The 13,944-nt window shown below is 63.1% G+C and carries 15 protein-coding genes; 7 read left to right on the top strand and 8 right to left on the bottom strand.

What is annotated here, in order from left to right:
* Positions 1-151 precede the first annotated feature (151 nt).
* The 5 genes from B586_RS04505 to B586_RS04485 all read right to left on the bottom strand — a co-directional run bounded on the left by B586_RS04505 (position 152) and on the right by B586_RS04485 (position 4,916).
* Positions 152-739 carry a PPE family protein gene (locus B586_RS04505; RefSeq protein WP_082607514.1) on the bottom strand — a complete coding sequence of 196 codons (588 nt, stop codon included), beginning with the start codon at positions 737-739 and terminating at the stop codon, positions 152-154.
* 294 nt (positions 740-1,033) lie between these two features.
* Positions 1,034-1,621, bottom strand: coding sequence for a PPE family protein (locus B586_RS04500; protein WP_082607513.1), 588 nt, complete (start codon positions 1,619-1,621; stop codon positions 1,034-1,036).
* A 733-nt stretch (positions 1,622-2,354) separates the two neighbouring features.
* Complete coding sequence (locus tag B586_RS04495) at positions 2,355-2,732, bottom strand: hypothetical protein (protein WP_054880587.1); 378 nt, start codon at positions 2,730-2,732, stop codon at positions 2,355-2,357.
* An 82-nt stretch (positions 2,733-2,814) separates the two neighbouring features.
* Positions 2,815-4,215: a sensor histidine kinase gene (locus B586_RS04490; RefSeq protein ID WP_056936228.1), complete on the bottom strand. Its 1,401-nt coding sequence runs from the start codon at positions 4,213-4,215 to the stop codon at positions 2,815-2,817.
* Positions 4,212-4,916, bottom strand: a complete 705-nt coding sequence (locus B586_RS04485) for a response regulator transcription factor (protein ID WP_054880589.1) — start codon at positions 4,914-4,916, stop codon at positions 4,212-4,214. Before B586_RS04485 ends, B586_RS04490 begins: the two co-directional genes overlap by 4 nt.
* A gap of 168 nt (positions 4,917-5,084) precedes the next feature.
* Here B586_RS04485 and B586_RS04480 point away from each other — a divergent pair, with 168 nt between their 5' ends.
* Positions 5,085-5,384, top strand: coding sequence for a PE family protein (locus B586_RS04480; RefSeq protein ID WP_047313384.1), 300 nt, complete (start codon positions 5,085-5,087; stop codon positions 5,382-5,384).
* Between the two features lie 21 nt (positions 5,385-5,405).
* Positions 5,406-6,584 carry a PPE family protein gene (locus B586_RS04475; protein ID WP_054880590.1) on the top strand — a complete coding sequence of 393 codons (1,179 nt, stop codon included), beginning with the start codon at positions 5,406-5,408 and terminating at the stop codon, positions 6,582-6,584.
* 75 nt (positions 6,585-6,659) lie between these two features.
* On the opposite strand, the gene B586_RS04470 is transcribed toward B586_RS04475, so the two are convergent.
* Complete coding sequence (locus B586_RS04470) at positions 6,660-7,748, bottom strand: adenosine deaminase (protein ID WP_047313386.1); 1,089 nt, start codon at positions 7,746-7,748, stop codon at positions 6,660-6,662.
* A 342-nt stretch (positions 7,749-8,090) separates the two neighbouring features.
* Here B586_RS04470 and sdhC point away from each other — a divergent pair, with 342 nt between their 5' ends.
* From sdhC to B586_RS04450, 4 genes are read left to right on the top strand one after another with little or no spacing between them, the layout of a single operon-like run.
* Positions 8,091-8,429 (top strand): succinate dehydrogenase, cytochrome b556 subunit, encoded by a 339-nt coding sequence (gene sdhC / locus B586_RS04465; protein ID WP_047313387.1) that lies wholly within the window; start codon positions 8,091-8,093, stop codon positions 8,427-8,429.
* Complete coding sequence (locus B586_RS04460) at positions 8,426-8,890, top strand: succinate dehydrogenase hydrophobic membrane anchor subunit (protein ID WP_054880591.1); 465 nt, start codon at positions 8,426-8,428, stop codon at positions 8,888-8,890. Before sdhC ends, B586_RS04460 begins: the two co-directional genes overlap by 4 nt.
* Positions 8,891-8,926: 36 nt before the next feature.
* Positions 8,927-10,681 carry a succinate dehydrogenase flavoprotein subunit gene (sdhA, locus tag B586_RS04455; RefSeq protein ID WP_054880592.1) on the top strand — a complete coding sequence of 585 codons (1,755 nt, stop codon included), beginning with the start codon at positions 8,927-8,929 and terminating at the stop codon, positions 10,679-10,681.
* Complete coding sequence (locus B586_RS04450) at positions 10,681-11,472, top strand: succinate dehydrogenase iron-sulfur subunit (protein ID WP_047313390.1); 792 nt, start codon at positions 10,681-10,683, stop codon at positions 11,470-11,472. The genes sdhA and B586_RS04450 overlap by 1 nt, the downstream gene beginning before the upstream one ends.
* Here the strand turns inward: B586_RS04450 and B586_RS04445 are convergent.
* Positions 11,444-12,391 carry a TIGR03621 family F420-dependent LLM class oxidoreductase gene (locus B586_RS04445; RefSeq protein ID WP_054880593.1) on the bottom strand — a complete coding sequence of 316 codons (948 nt, stop codon included), beginning with the start codon at positions 12,389-12,391 and terminating at the stop codon, positions 11,444-11,446. The genes B586_RS04450 and B586_RS04445 overlap by 29 nt on opposite strands.
* A 66-nt stretch (positions 12,392-12,457) precedes the next feature.
* Between B586_RS04445 and B586_RS04440 the strand changes: the two genes are divergently transcribed.
* Entirely contained in the window at positions 12,458-13,063 is a 606-nt protein-coding gene (locus B586_RS04440) for a carboxymuconolactone decarboxylase family protein (RefSeq protein WP_054881074.1), read from the top strand.
* On the opposite strand, the gene B586_RS04435 is transcribed toward B586_RS04440, so the two are convergent.
* Complete coding sequence (locus B586_RS04435; protein ID WP_054880594.1) at positions 13,029-13,943, bottom strand: sigma-70 family RNA polymerase sigma factor; 915 nt, start codon at positions 13,941-13,943, stop codon at positions 13,029-13,031. The two genes, B586_RS04440 and B586_RS04435, sit on opposite strands and share 35 nt — an antisense overlap.
* Position 13,944 lies beyond the last annotated feature (1 nt).

The following is a 13,944-nucleotide window of genomic DNA, read 5'->3' as shown; positions in this document are numbered from 1 at the left end:
GGCCACTATCCGGACAGGGTCCGCGCCGAGACACCTCCAGGTAGGGTGACCCCACCACCGACCACCCACCCAAGACACCAAATTTCCAGACGCCACCAGCGGTCAGAACTCAAACACCGTCGATGCCCAATCCAACAAAGGAATTGGATTACTATTGTATTATGATGTTTTCGCTGACATAAACGTCGCTAAAGCGCGAGCTGAATATTACCTGCGGCGGCGGTAGAATTTCGCTTTCCGCAACAACCTGCTCCGTAATATCGAGGATAGCAGACTGATAAACATTCATCGCTTCGGCATTGGTGGCCCACATCTTTTCGTATTCGGCATCCAGCTCCGCGATTCTGGGGGTGAATTGTCCAAAAAAAGTGTTGTTTGCTCTCATAGTCCAGGCAGCCACGCGGTTCGCCATTACCGAAGCTTCCGGCACCATCGACTTGACCGCCCTTTCGTAGGCAAGCGCCGCTATATCGAGATACCAGGCGGTCTCATCGGCCGTTTCGGCGTGTTTACTCAGCCAGATATAGTACTGCCGTGCCGCTGCTCCAAATTTGCTCGCTGCCTCACCTTGAAACAAGCCCTCCGCCACGCCAACTTGATTAGCCCACTGCTCCGACGCATCACGCAAATCTTGCGCCAGACTGGCCCATGCGTCTGCAGCGAACCATATCGGCTCAGAACCCGGACCACAAATATTGCTAGCGTTGTCCTCGGGTGGAAATGTGTTAAAATTTATCACCTCGGTTACTTTCTCCTAAACTCTACAATGCAATATATCGCTGGCAGATCTATTCGCCGGAAGCAAACCGTGAGTACCTAAGCTCAGACACCGATCCTCCTCGGTGCGCTCATCAGTGCGCGTATAGGCAGATGCGGCAGCCTTTAGGCCTCAACAGGATGGATTGGTGTAGAGGACCCTCCATCATCGGAAGACCTCGACCCCTACCCGGCAAACGACGCGCCGACCTCCACTACACCCTCATCTGCGAAGAGCCCTCAAACGCCGCTGACGCTATCCAACAGAAAAATTAGGTTAATCATGTATTACTATGTTTTCGCTGACATAAACGTCGCTAAAGCGCGCGCTGGAGATCACCGGAGGCGGCGGTATGCTTTCGCTTGTCTTAGCCTGCGCAATAATATCGTGGATAGCAGACTGATACCAATTCATCACTCCCGCATTGGTGGCCCACATCTCTTGATATTCGGCATCCAGCTCCGCGATTCTGGGGGTAAATTGCCCAAAAAAAACGTTGTTTGCTCTCATAGTCCAGGCAGCCACGCGGTTCGCCAAAATCGAGGCTGTCGACACCATCAAGCCGACCGCCATGTCGTAGACTTCCGCCGCTTCACAGAGAGAGTCGGCGGTCTCATATGCTCTGCAGATGTGGTCATACAGCCAGTCAATGTACTGTCTTGCCGCTGCTTTAAATTTGCGCGCTGCCTCACCTTGAAACAAGCCCTCCGTCGCGCTAACTTGACTTTTCCACTCCCGCGCCTTAGCAACCAACTCTCGCGCCAGACTTTCCCATGCTGCTACAGCGGCCCGTATCGGCTCAGAACCCGGACCACAAATATTGCTAGCGTTGTCCTCGGGTGGAAATGCGTTAAAATTTATCACCTCGGTTACTTTCTTCTAAACTCTACAATGCAATATATCGCTGGCAGATCTATTCGCCGGAAGCAAACCGTGAGTACCTAAGCTGTGACACTATTCACCTCGTTATCCTCGGCGGTGTGCATATAAGCAGATACGGCAGCCCCCAGGCTCCAGGAGAGCCGCTTGCCGATGTCCACGCCTCAACCGGTATGCACCCGGTACAGGTCTTCGCGAGTATTAAAAATCTCGCCAACAGAGCTGACACGCTATCCGTCCCCGGCGCGGGAATCTTGGGTCACCACCGGGGCCTTCTGAGCATTTGCTATCGAAATCTGGTGAGCTATCTCCACCGTCTGGGTGCTCACCTCAGTCATTCTTCTTGATTGAAGCCTTCTTCGTCGGACGGCAAATCGAGTCTTCTTCTACTATTTCTATTCTGCATTAATTTGGATAAGTCACTAGCACTACCTTCGACCGCTTAGTTATGTGAACGTGCACCATGCACTTGACACGTGTCAACTACGATACCATCTCGGCGCAGTTACTCGCAAAATCAATGGTTATGCGGCTCTTCTCCACAAACCTGGGAGGTGGGGAGTCCGGGCGACACGCCGCGGTTCTGAAATGAGCGGATGGTGAGCCTGGGGCTCGCCCGATCCGTGATCACGACCAAGATCACACGGATTGTCGAGGAGCCCCAGATGGAAGCGGTTCGATTGTTGCTGCGTTGTTCGGGTTGGACGGGTTTCGCGTGCTAGCCGCCGCGGATGCCGGCGGTGAGCTGGTGGTCGAGACCGTCACGGAGGTGGGTGCCGCGCCCCGATTGCGGCGCGGCGACGCGGGCAAAGAATCGCCAGCCGGTGTGAGTTCGGGACCTTCCGATCGGCGGCAGACCGGTCGTGGCGTGCTGACACAAACAGGTCTGGTGTTGCCCACATGCGTGGTGCCCCAAAAAGACGTGGATCTGTGACGGCGCGGTGTCGCAGCTGGCGTGCACGCTCGCTATTGGCTGGCAACGATCATGCGGATCGTCACCGCGTGCGGCGAACCGATCATCGATCACCGCGCCCAGCTGGATGCGCCGACCGCGATCGATGTAGACGACACCGCGTTCTTGCGCGCCACTAGACATGAGCGCCGCGGCTACGGCGCCTCCCGTTCTTCATCAGCTAGCCAGGTGATGATCCGATGGACGGTAGCTGGACAGAGTTGGCTTAGACTGCCTGCCGGGTGGATGCCGGCACCATCGGCAGGGTTAACCGGAAAGCCGCTCCGCAAGGTTGGGGAAGGCACTCCAGCGCGCCGTGGTGCGCTTGGGCCAATGCTCGGGCGATTGGCAGGCCGAGGCCAGCGCCACCGGAGTCGCGGTCACGGGCGTCGTCAAGGCGGACCAATCGGTCGAAAACCCGCTCCCGGTCAGCCTCCGGGATACCAGGGCCGGAGTCGACGACCGTCACCTCAGCGTTGTGTTCACGGGCTGCGGTGCGCACGGTGACCTTGCCGCCATGCGGGGTGTATCGGCGGGCGTTGTCCAGCAGGTTGGACAGGATCTGCGCGATGCGGCTGGGGTCGGCTCGGATCGGTAGCTGATTGCCGTCCCCGGCCAGCAGCAGCGTCAGGCTCGGGGCCAGCATGGCGGCTCGGTCCACTTCGGCGGCGACGATGTCAACGAGGTCAACGTCCTCGCGGCGCAGGGTCACTCCCGCATCGATGCTCGCGATGTCGAGCAGGTCGGAGACCAACCTGGTGGCTCGGCGTGTTTCACGGGCCAACAGCGCGGCGTACCGGCGTCGGCGAACCGTCGCAGAGTCGGCTGCAGCGTCGTCGTCATGGCCGGTCGTTTCGGTGATAGCTGTCAACTGCTGTGCGACGGCCTGGATGGCGGCCACCGGGCTGCGCAACTCGTGTGCCGCGTCGGAGAGGAACTGGCGAGTCTTGGCTTCAGCGTTCTCGAGTGCGTCAAGCATGTTGTCGAACGCCGCGGCGGCGTGGCCGAGTTCGGTTTTTGGCCGGTCCGGTCGGAGTCGGCGCCCCCGATCGCCGTAGGTGATCCGCTCCGCGGTCGAGGTCATCCGCTGCAGCGGCGCCAAGGCGCGTCCGGCGGCGAGGCTGACCAACAGCGCGACCAGGACCAGGGTGATGGCGCCGCCGACGAGCAGATCTCGGCGCAGCACTGCCCGGCGACGATGGATTCCGGTTGTTTTGGCCACCATGGTGAGTTTTGAACCGTCCTGCAGCACCCGGGTCACCCGTTTGCTGGTCATCTCGGTGCGGGTCAGTGGTGGCGGTGGCCCGCCCGGCGGCGAGGGTGGTGACGTCGTGGGCGGGAGCGTGAGGTCACCGTAGCGAGTGCCGTCCGGGCTGATCAGCCGCACGCGGATGGTCTGCCCTTGCAGCTGGTTGACGACTTCGGCCGGCTCAACCCCAGCCTCGACGAGATTGCCGGCGCGATAGACACTATCGGCCAGCCGGGACTCGAGATCACGGTTGAGCTGCACTCCCACCACCTCGTCGATAGCCACGCCGAGCACGATCAGCAACACGGCGATCACGCCGACGGTCGCGACGGTCACCCGCCGACGCAGCGACGGAGTGGGGGTGGTCGATGCTGTCACGGACGACCGGCCGATAACTGGTAGCCGATACCCCGGACGGTGTGCAACATCCGAGATCCGCGTGCCTCCAGCTTGCGACGCAGCCCGCTGATGTACACCTCGACGAGGTTGGCGTCGTAGGCGTCATATCCCCATACCGCTGCCAGGATCTGATCCTTGCTCACCGTCCGCCCGCGCTGTTCGACGAGATACCGCAGCAGCTTGAACTCGGTGCCGGTGAGATCCAGCACCGCACCGGCTCGACTCACCATGCCGGCCTCTACATCCAAAACAAGGTCACCCACCTGGATCGCCGACGGCACCCGTCCGCGCCGTCGCAGCACAGCACCGACTCGAGACACCAGCTCGGCCACGTCGAATGGTTTGACCACGTAGTCGTCCGCGCCGGCATCCAGCCCACGCAATCGGTCGGGAAGCGCGTCTTTGGCGGTGAGCAATACGATGCCGGCATCGCCGTATCCCCGTACCACGTCGATGAGGGTGAAACCGTCACGGCCCGGCATCATCACATCCAGCACCACCAGGTCCGGACGAAACGCGGCCAGCACGTCCTCGAGCCCACGACCGTCCACCCGTCCACCGCTGACATAGCCGGCATCGGCAAGCGCCTCCACGACCATCTCCCGGATAGCGCCGTAATCCTCGACCACCAGCACCCTGGGTGGGCTGGCATCCGAAGCAGACCGATGTGTGCCATGCACACCGCCATTGTGACGGCATTCCTGAAGCCAAGCTGAGTGAACCGCGTCTTATCGCACCTCTTTCAGCTCCGCTTCAGCTTCGCCTCGGACCGTCAGCGTCGAACCGACCACCAGAACCCGAACAACGTGATCACCGGTCTTCATCACATCTGGCGAGGAAGGAAGCACATGTCATTTCTGACGACGCAGCCGGAAATGCTGATGGCGGCGGCCGGCAACTTAGCAGCCCTCGGCTCGGCGTTGAGCGCCTGCACTGCGGCCGCGGCAACCCCGACCACCGGGGTGATTCCCGCCGCCGCCGATGAGGTGTCGGCGCTGACAGCGACACAGTTCGCCGCGCACGCGGGCGTGTATCAGGCGGTCAGCGCCCAGGCCGCGGCAATTCATCAACAGTTCGTGGCGACTATGGGCGCTAGCTCCGGGTCGTATGCCGCCACCGAGGCTGCGAACGCCATCGCGGCCGGATAGAGCCAAAAAGGGGATTCAGCAATGGATTTCGGAATGTTGCCGCCGGAGATCAACTCCGCGCGGATGTATACCGGTGCGGGCCCGGGGCCGTTGTTGGCCGCCGCGGCCGCCTGGGACGCGGTGGCCGCTGAATTGATCTCTGTGGCGACCTCCTACGCGTCCGTGGTCTCAGGGGTGACCGGTGGGTCGTGGTCGGGGCCGGCGTCGGCGTCGATGGCCGCAGCGTCGGCACCGTATGTGACGTGGATGAGGACCACCGCCACCCAGGCTGAGCAGACGGCCACTCAGGCGCGGGCAGCGGCGAGCGCCTATGAGTCCGCCTTTGCGATGACGGTGCCCCCGCCGGTGATCGCGGCGAACCGCAGTTTGCTGATGTCGCTGATCGCGACCAACATCCTCGGGCAGAACATCCCGGCGATCGCGGCCACCGAAGCCCACTACGGCGAGATGTGGGCGCAGGATGCCGCCACCATGTACGGCTATGCTGGCGCCTCGGCGGCCGCCTCCACATTGACGCCGTTCACCCCGCCGCAACCGACCACCAATCCGGCCGGGCTGGCCGGACAGGCCGCGGCGGTCGCCCAAGCCACCGGCACATCCGCCGCAACAAACACGCAGGCAACGCTGTCACAGGCGATGTCGGCGGTGCCGGGGACACTCCAGGGACTTGCCTCACCGTTGTCCACGTCTTCCGCACCGTCGCTGGACGTGCTTAAGAACCTGAACACGGTCATGTCGCCGGTGTCGACGGCGGCGTCGTTTTCGCAGCAGGGCTTGTCGATGGCGAACACCGCGAAGTCTCTGATGTCCACGACCAGCGCGGTCACCCAGGAAGTTAAGGCGGCAGGGCCGGCCCTGGCGGGCGGATTCGGTTCGGGGGCGTTGTGGTCGGCGGGTTCGGCAAACCTGAGCGTCGGCGAGGGCGGTGCGGCGGTATCAGCAGGGTTGGGCCGGGCGACATCGATCGGTGCGCTGTCGGCACCGCAGGCCTGGGCGGCGGGGGCTTCCCCGATTAATCCTGTCACCGCGTTGCCGACCACCGGCCTCGGCTCCACGCTGGGGGTCGACGCACGCGGACCGGCAGGTGTACCACCACCCATGGCGCCGATTACGAACATGGCGGCGAACGGCACGATCGGTGCTACTCCTCGATACGGGTTCCGTCCCACCGTGATTGGGCATTCACCGGCCGCTGGATAACGAAATAGATGTCGATCGCCGCCTGCGCAGCGCCGCGGTTGGTCGTCACCTCATCTCAACGCGCCAAACCTCGCGCTACCCGACCAGCACCGCGAACCGGGGCTTGATCACCTCATCGATGATCGCCAACCGCTGATCGAACGGAAGGAACGCCGACTTCATGGCATTGATGGTGAAACGTTCGAGATCACTCCAGCCGTAGCCGAACGCCTCCACCAAGCGGTGCATCTCCAGGCTCATCGACGTGTCGCTCATCAGCCGGTTGTCGGTGTTGACGGTCACCCGGAAGCGGGCCCGGGCCAGCAGATCGAACGGGTGCTCGGTGATGCTTGCCACCGCGCCGGTTTGCAGGTTCGAGCTGGGGCACAGCTCCAGCGGTATGCGCTTGTCCCGCAGTATCGAGGCCAGGCGGCCCAACCGGATGCCCCCATCGGGATCGACGTCGATGTCGTCGACGATCCGCACCCCGTGGCCCAGCCGGTCCGCCCCGCAGAACGCGATCGCCTCGTGGATGGAGGGCAGCCCGAACGCCTCACCCGCATGAATAGTGAAGCGCGCGTTGTTGCTACGCATGTACTCAAAAGCGTCGAGGTGCCGGGTCGGAGGGTGCCCGGCCTCAGCGCCGGCGATGTCGAATCCGACTACGCCTTTGTCTCGGAACCGAATCGCTAGTTCGGCAATCTCCCGCGACATCGCCGCGTGCCGCATCGCAGTGACCAAGCAGCGCACCGTGATGGAATGGCCTTCGGCGGCACAAGCCTTCTCACCGTCGGCGAAGCCCGCCAGCACGCTGTCGAGGACCTCATCAAACGACAGCCCCTTGTCGATGTGCAGCTCCGGAGCGAACCGGACTTCGGCGTAGACCACCGAATCGGCAGCGAGGTCTTCCACGCACTCGTAGGCCACCCGGTGCAACGCCTCTGGCGTCTGCATCACCGCAACGGTATGCGAAAACGGCTCCAGGTAGCGCTCCAGCGAGCCGCTGTGCGACGCAGTGCGAAACCAGGTCGCCAGTGACTCGACGTCGGTGGCGGGCAGCCGGTCGTAGCCGACCTGACCGGCGATATCCAGCACGGTCGCCGGGCGCAGCCCGCCGTCAAGGTGGTCATGCAGCAGGGCCTTCGGCGCGTGTGTGATGTTCTCTAGGTGCAATGGCGTGCTCATCGGGCGACTCTATCGGTGATCAACGGCCGCGGCGCCGGCGGTGTGTCGCCGACGCCCCAACCGCGCTGCAGCTGAGCCATTGCGGCTCGCACTCAGCGCACAGACCCCGCCCAGATGAGACATTTTCCACACCCACGGGTCTGGATCGGCCTGTTGGTATCGTGCGCATTCTCGCCACGTTAAGCTCGATTGCCCAGCTAGCTACTTTGATGGCGGTATTGAAGAGGTGAGGACTCGGTGACTGCGCAGGCGACACCCGCGGATCCGGCTACATCGAGGCCAGTAGCGGCATCATCGCGCCGGCGGCGACCACCTCGCACCCTGTACCGGGGAGATCCTGGTATGTGGTCGTGGGTGCTGCATCGCATCAGCGGCGCGACCATTTTCTTCTTCCTATTTGTCCACGTGCTGGACGCCGCGATGCTGCAAGTGAACCCGCAGACCTACAACGCGGTGCTTGCCACCTACAAGGCTCCGATCGTCGGCTTGATGGAGTACGGTCTGGTGGCCGCGGTGGGATTCCATGGGTTGAACGGGATCCGGGTCATCCTGATCGATTTCTGGTCCGAAGGCCCCCGCCACCAACGGCTGATGCTGTGGGTCGTGGGCGTCATCTTCTTGCTGCTCTTGGTGCCGGCCGGGGTGGTCATTGGCGTCCACATGTGGGAGCACTTCCGATGAGCAGCCCCGATCTTCAGCTCAGCCGTCAGCTAGCCCCGGTGCGGCAGCGCAGCTACGACCGCCCAGCCAGCCTGGACAACCCTCGCTCGCCGCGCCGACGCGCCGGCATCCCTAACTTCGAGAAGTTCGCCTGGCTGTTCATGCGGTTCTCCGGCGTCGCGCTGGTGGTCCTGGCGTTCGGGCACCTATTCATCATGCTGATGTGGGACAACGGTGTTTACCGCATCGACTTCAACTTTGTGGCGCAACGCTGGGCTTCGCCGTTCTGGCGATTCTGGGATCTGGCGCTGCTGTGGCTGGCGCAAGTCCACGGCGGCAACGGCCTACGCAACATCATCGACGATTACAGTCGCAAAGACCGCACCCGGTTCTGGCTCAATAGCTTGCTGTTGTTGTCGATGGGGTTCACGTTGGTGCTGGGCAGCTATGTGTTGCTGTCATTCGACCCCAACATCTCCTGACCCGAATATCTCCAGTACGGCGGCGAAAGGCAAGCTTTGATCCAGCAACACCGATACGACGTGGTGATCGTCGGCGCGGGCGGTGCCGGGATGCGGGCAGCCGTCGAGGCCGGCCCCCGGGTGCGAACCGCGGTCTTGACGAAGCTCTACCCGACCCGCAGCCACACTGGCGCCGCCCAAGGGGGCATGTGCGCGGCGCTGGCCAACGTCGAAGACGACAACTGGGAATGGCACACCTTCGACACCGTCAAGGGCGGCGACTACCTCGCGGACCAGGACGCCGTGGAGATCATGTGCAAGGAAGCCATCGACGCGGTGCTCGATCTAGAGAAGATGGGAATGCCGTTCAACCGCACCCCCGAGGGCCGCATCGACCAGCGCCGCTTCGGCGGTCACACCCGCGACCACGGCAAGGCCCCGGTGCGCCGAGCCTGCTACGCGGCCGACCGCACCGGCCACATGATCCTGCAGACGCTCTACCAGAACTGCGTCCGCCACGATGTGGAGTTCTTCAACGAGTTCTACGCGCTCGACTTGGTCCTCACCCAGACCCCGAGCGGCCCGGTGGCCACCGGGGTGGTCGCCTACGAGTTGGCGACCGGCGATATTCATGTATTCCACGCCAAGGCCGTCGTCATCGCGACCGGCGGTTCGGGCCGGATGTACAAGACCACCTCCAACGCGCACACGCTGACCGGCGACGGCATCGGGATTGTATTCCGTAAGGGACTTCCGTTGGAGGACATGGAGTTTCACCAGTTTCACCCGACCGGCCTGGCCGGCCTGGGCATCCTGATCTCCGAGGCCGTGCGCGGTGAGGGCGGCCGGCTACTCAACGGCGAGGGTGAACGGTTCATGGAGCGCTACGCCCCGACGATCGTCGACCTGGCGCCGCGTGACATTGTCGCGCGGTCCATGGTTTTAGAGGTTCTCGAAGGCCGCGGCGCCGGCCCGCATAAGGACTACGTCTACATCGACGTCCGTCACCTCGGCGAGGAGGTGCTGGAATCCAAGCTGCCCGACATCACCGAGTTCGCCCGCACCTATCTGGGCGTGGACCCGGTCCACGAGCTGGTCCCGGTCTACCCGACCTGCCACTACGTGATGGGCGGCATCCCGACCACCGTGACCGGGCAGGTGTTGCGGGACAACACCTCGACTGTCCCGGGCCTGTACGCGGCCGGCGAGTGCGCGTGTGTGTCGGTGCACGGCGCCAACCGGCTGGGCACCAACTCGCTGCTGGACATCAACGTCTTCGGCCGCCGGGCCGGCATCGCAGCGGCCGGTTATGCGTTAGCCCACGACTTCGTCGACATGCCGCCGAACCCAGCGGAGATGGTCGTCGGCTGGGTAACCGGCATCATCTCCGAGCACGGCAACGAGCGGGTCGCCGATATTCGTGGCGCGCTGCAACAGACGATGGACAACAATGCCGCGGTGTTTCGTACCGAGGAAACGCTCAAGCAGGCGCTCAGCGACATTCACGCTTTGAAGGAACGCTATTCTCGAATCACCGTGCACGACAAGGGAAAACGTTTCAACAGCGACTTGTTGGAAGCCATCGAGCTGGGCTTCTTGCTGGAACTGGCGGAAGTCACGGTGGTCGGCGCGCTGAACCGCAAAGAATCCCGCGGCGGGCATGCCCGCGAAGACTATCCGAACCGGGATGACACCAACTACATGCGCCACACCATGGCCTACAAGCAGGGTACGGATCTGCTCAGCGATATCGCGCTGGATTTCAAACCCGTCGTGCAGACCCGTTACGAGCCCAAGGAACGGAAGTATTGATGACTGTTGAGACCGAGGTCGTACCCGGGGATCCGCCCCTACCGCCGGTTCCGGATGGCGCGGTGATGGTGACCGTGAAGATCGCGCGGTTCAACCCGGACGACCCCGACGCTTTCGCGGAAACCGGTGGCTGGCAAACCTTCCGAGTACCGTGCCTGCCGAGCGACCGACTGCTCAACCTGCTGATCTACATCAAAGGCTACCTGGACGGCACGCTGACCTTCCGGCGATCCTGTGCGCACGGGGTGTGCGGCTCTGATGCCATGCGGATCAACGGTGTGAACCGGCTGGCCTGCAAGGTGCTGATGCGCGACCTGCTGCCCAACAAGCCTGGGAAACCACTGACCATCACGGTCGAACCGATCCGCGGGCTGCCGGTGGAGAAGGACCTGGTAGTCGACATGGAGCCGTTCTTCGACGCCTACCGCGCGGTGAAACCCTACCTGATCACCAGCGGCAACCCGCCGACCCGGGAGCGCATCCAAAGCCCGACCGACCGCGCCCGCTACGACGACACCACCAAGTGCATCCTGTGCGCATGCTGCACCACCAGCTGCCCGGTGTTCTGGAGCGAGGGAACCTACTACGGTCCCGCCGCGATCGTCAACGCGCATCGCTTCATCTTCGACAGCCGCGACGAGGGCGCCGGCGAGCGGCTGGACATCCTCAACGAGGTCGACGGGGTGTGGCGGTGCCGAACCACGTTCAACTGCACCGAATCCTGCCCGCGCGGCATCGAAGTGACCAAAGCGATCCAAGAAGTCAAGCGCGCGCTGATGTTCTCGCGATAACTGGGGCGAAGGCGTCGACGTAGGGCTGCTGGACGGTGTAGTGCGTGAATCCGTAGCGGTCGCGGCTGTCACGGAGGTGTTGGGCCATCTGCGTGACGGTGCCGAGGTAAATCTGGGGCAGCTGCAATATCTCTTCTGCTGTCATGCGGTTGCCGTGTTGGCGGGCAATCTTTTCGGCCGCACCGTGGCGATCGTCGGTGGGCACCACAGCTTGAACCAAGGTGTGCCATTCGAGTTGATCGGCACGGTCGCCGGCGCACTTGCGGACGTATGAAATGCGGTCATCGATTTCGGCGGGAGTGGCGAGTCGCATCGTCCCGGGGGCCTGGCCGTGGATTTGGTAGATGCCGGCGACGCTGACCACGTCGGCACACTCGGCGGCCAGCTGCAGCATCCGGTTGCCGGTGCCGCCGATGATCAGCGGCGGTCCGTAGCCGTTGAAGCCGCGGCGTTGGATCGGCCGAAGCGCGGGAATGTGGTATGCCGCCCGCATTTCAGTCTGTTGCGGATAGCCGTCAAGGCTGAACTGGCGGGTGAGTTCATCGATGGTTTCGCGGAGCCGTCGCGCCCGGGCGGCGAACGCGTCGAAGGCGATGTTGGCCTCGTCGTATTCCCATTTCATATGTCCGCTGCCCAGACCGACCTCCAGACGGCCGTTGGTCAGCACATCGGTTGTGGCGATATCGCGGGCCAGCAGCGCCGGGTTCCAGAACCCGGTGTTGAGCACCAAGGTGCCGACCCGCAGCCGCTCAGTCGCGGCGGCGGCCGCGACCAACGTGGGAAACGGCGATGGCATCCCAAGATGGTCAGCAGCGAAAACGGTGTCGTAGCCACACTTTTCGGCGTGCTGACAGGTGGCGATGAAGCTCTTGAGTGACTCGACCGCGAACACATTGAAGGAGAAGCGAAAAGTCGTCATATGGGTCAGCAAACCACGGCGCCATAAAGGCGGTCACATCGCGGCGGTCTGTCTCGTCTCATGGGTATGACACAGGAAACCCGCATCGAGCCGTTATCCCCGAAGGACGCACCGCTTATTGTTCGGCTGATGTACCGCATCGCCAAACGACGCTACGGCGAAGTACCCGAACCTTTCGCCGTTTATGCGCACCATCCCAGCCTTGCCCTGACCGGCGCCATCCATGAAACCGCTCTACAACGGGCGTCGCGCAAGCTTCCGGCCAGTGTTCGTGAGCTGGCCGTGTACTGGACCGCCCGCACCGTTGGCTGCTCATGGTGTGTCGACTTCGGCGCCATGCTGCAGCGTCTTGACGGCCTGGACGTCGAGCGGTTGAAGGATGTGGACAACTACGCAACGTCTCCGCATTTCACCGACGACGAACGCGCCGCCATCGGGTACGCCGACGCGATGACCAACGACCCGCACTCGGTGACCGACGAGCAGGTCGCTGACCTGCGCGCCCGCTTCGGCGACGCCGGTGTGATCGAACTGAGCTATCACATCGGCATCGAGAACATGCGGGCACGCGTCAACGCCGCGCTGGGCATCACCGAGCAGGGCTTCAATTCCGGTGAGGCGTGCCGGATTCCGTGGGTTACTGAGACAGATCCCGCAACGGGGAGCCGGTGAACTTATCCGGGTTAGCGATATCCCAGATGGCACAAACCTTTCCGTCGCGCACCGTCATCGCGGTGATCCGCGGGGCCATCTCCCGATAGCCATCGACGCCGGGGCAGCCTTCGGTGTAGAGACCCAGCTCACCGTTGACCAGTGCCAGCTGATTGACGGTAAAGAACGCCGGGCCGTAGCGGCGGGCCAGGCCAAACATGAACCGGGCCACCTTGTCCGCTCCGCTGATGACGTGAACCGCGGTGGGCGCCTTGCCGTTTGAATCGCCGGTAAAGATCACGTCGGGATGAAGCAGCGACACCACAGCTTTCAGGTCCCCGTCGGCCATGGCGGCCATCAGCTGGCCGACCACCTCGCTGTGGCCGGGATCGGGTTCGGGAGGCGGCCCCACGGCAACAGCTTTACGAGCCCGCGAGGCCAACTGCCGCGCGGCGGCTTCGTTGGTTCCCAGCACGTCGGCGATGTCGGCGAACGGTACGGCGAACCCGTCATGCAGCACGAACGCGACCCGCTGATCGGGGCTGAGTCGCTCCAGCACCACCATTGCCACAAACCGGGCGTCCTCGGCGGCCACCACGGCAGACAGTGGATCGGCGCCGGCCGGACCCCCTAGACCGGTGACCACGGGTTCGGGCAGCCAGTGACCGGTGTAGGTCTCGCGCCGGTGCGCCGCCGACCGTAGCCGATCCAGGCCGAGCCGGCTTACCACCGTGGTCAGCCAGGCTTTGAGGTCCTCGATTACGGTCTCGGCGCCGTCCCAACGCAGCCATGCTTCGGAGACGATGTCCTCGGCGTCGGCCACAGTTCCGGTTAGCCGGTAAGCGACCGACATGAGATGCGGTCGCAGCTCCTCGAATTCGGCGACCTGCGTTGAGGTCATA

The sequence above is a fragment of the Mycobacterium haemophilum DSM 44634 genome (assembly GCF_000340435.2).
Classification (GTDB): Bacteria; Actinomycetota; Actinomycetes; order Mycobacteriales; family Mycobacteriaceae; genus Mycobacterium; species Mycobacterium haemophilum.
Note: the sequence above shows the minus strand (reverse complement) of the source record. Positions and strands in the feature narration are given on the sequence as shown.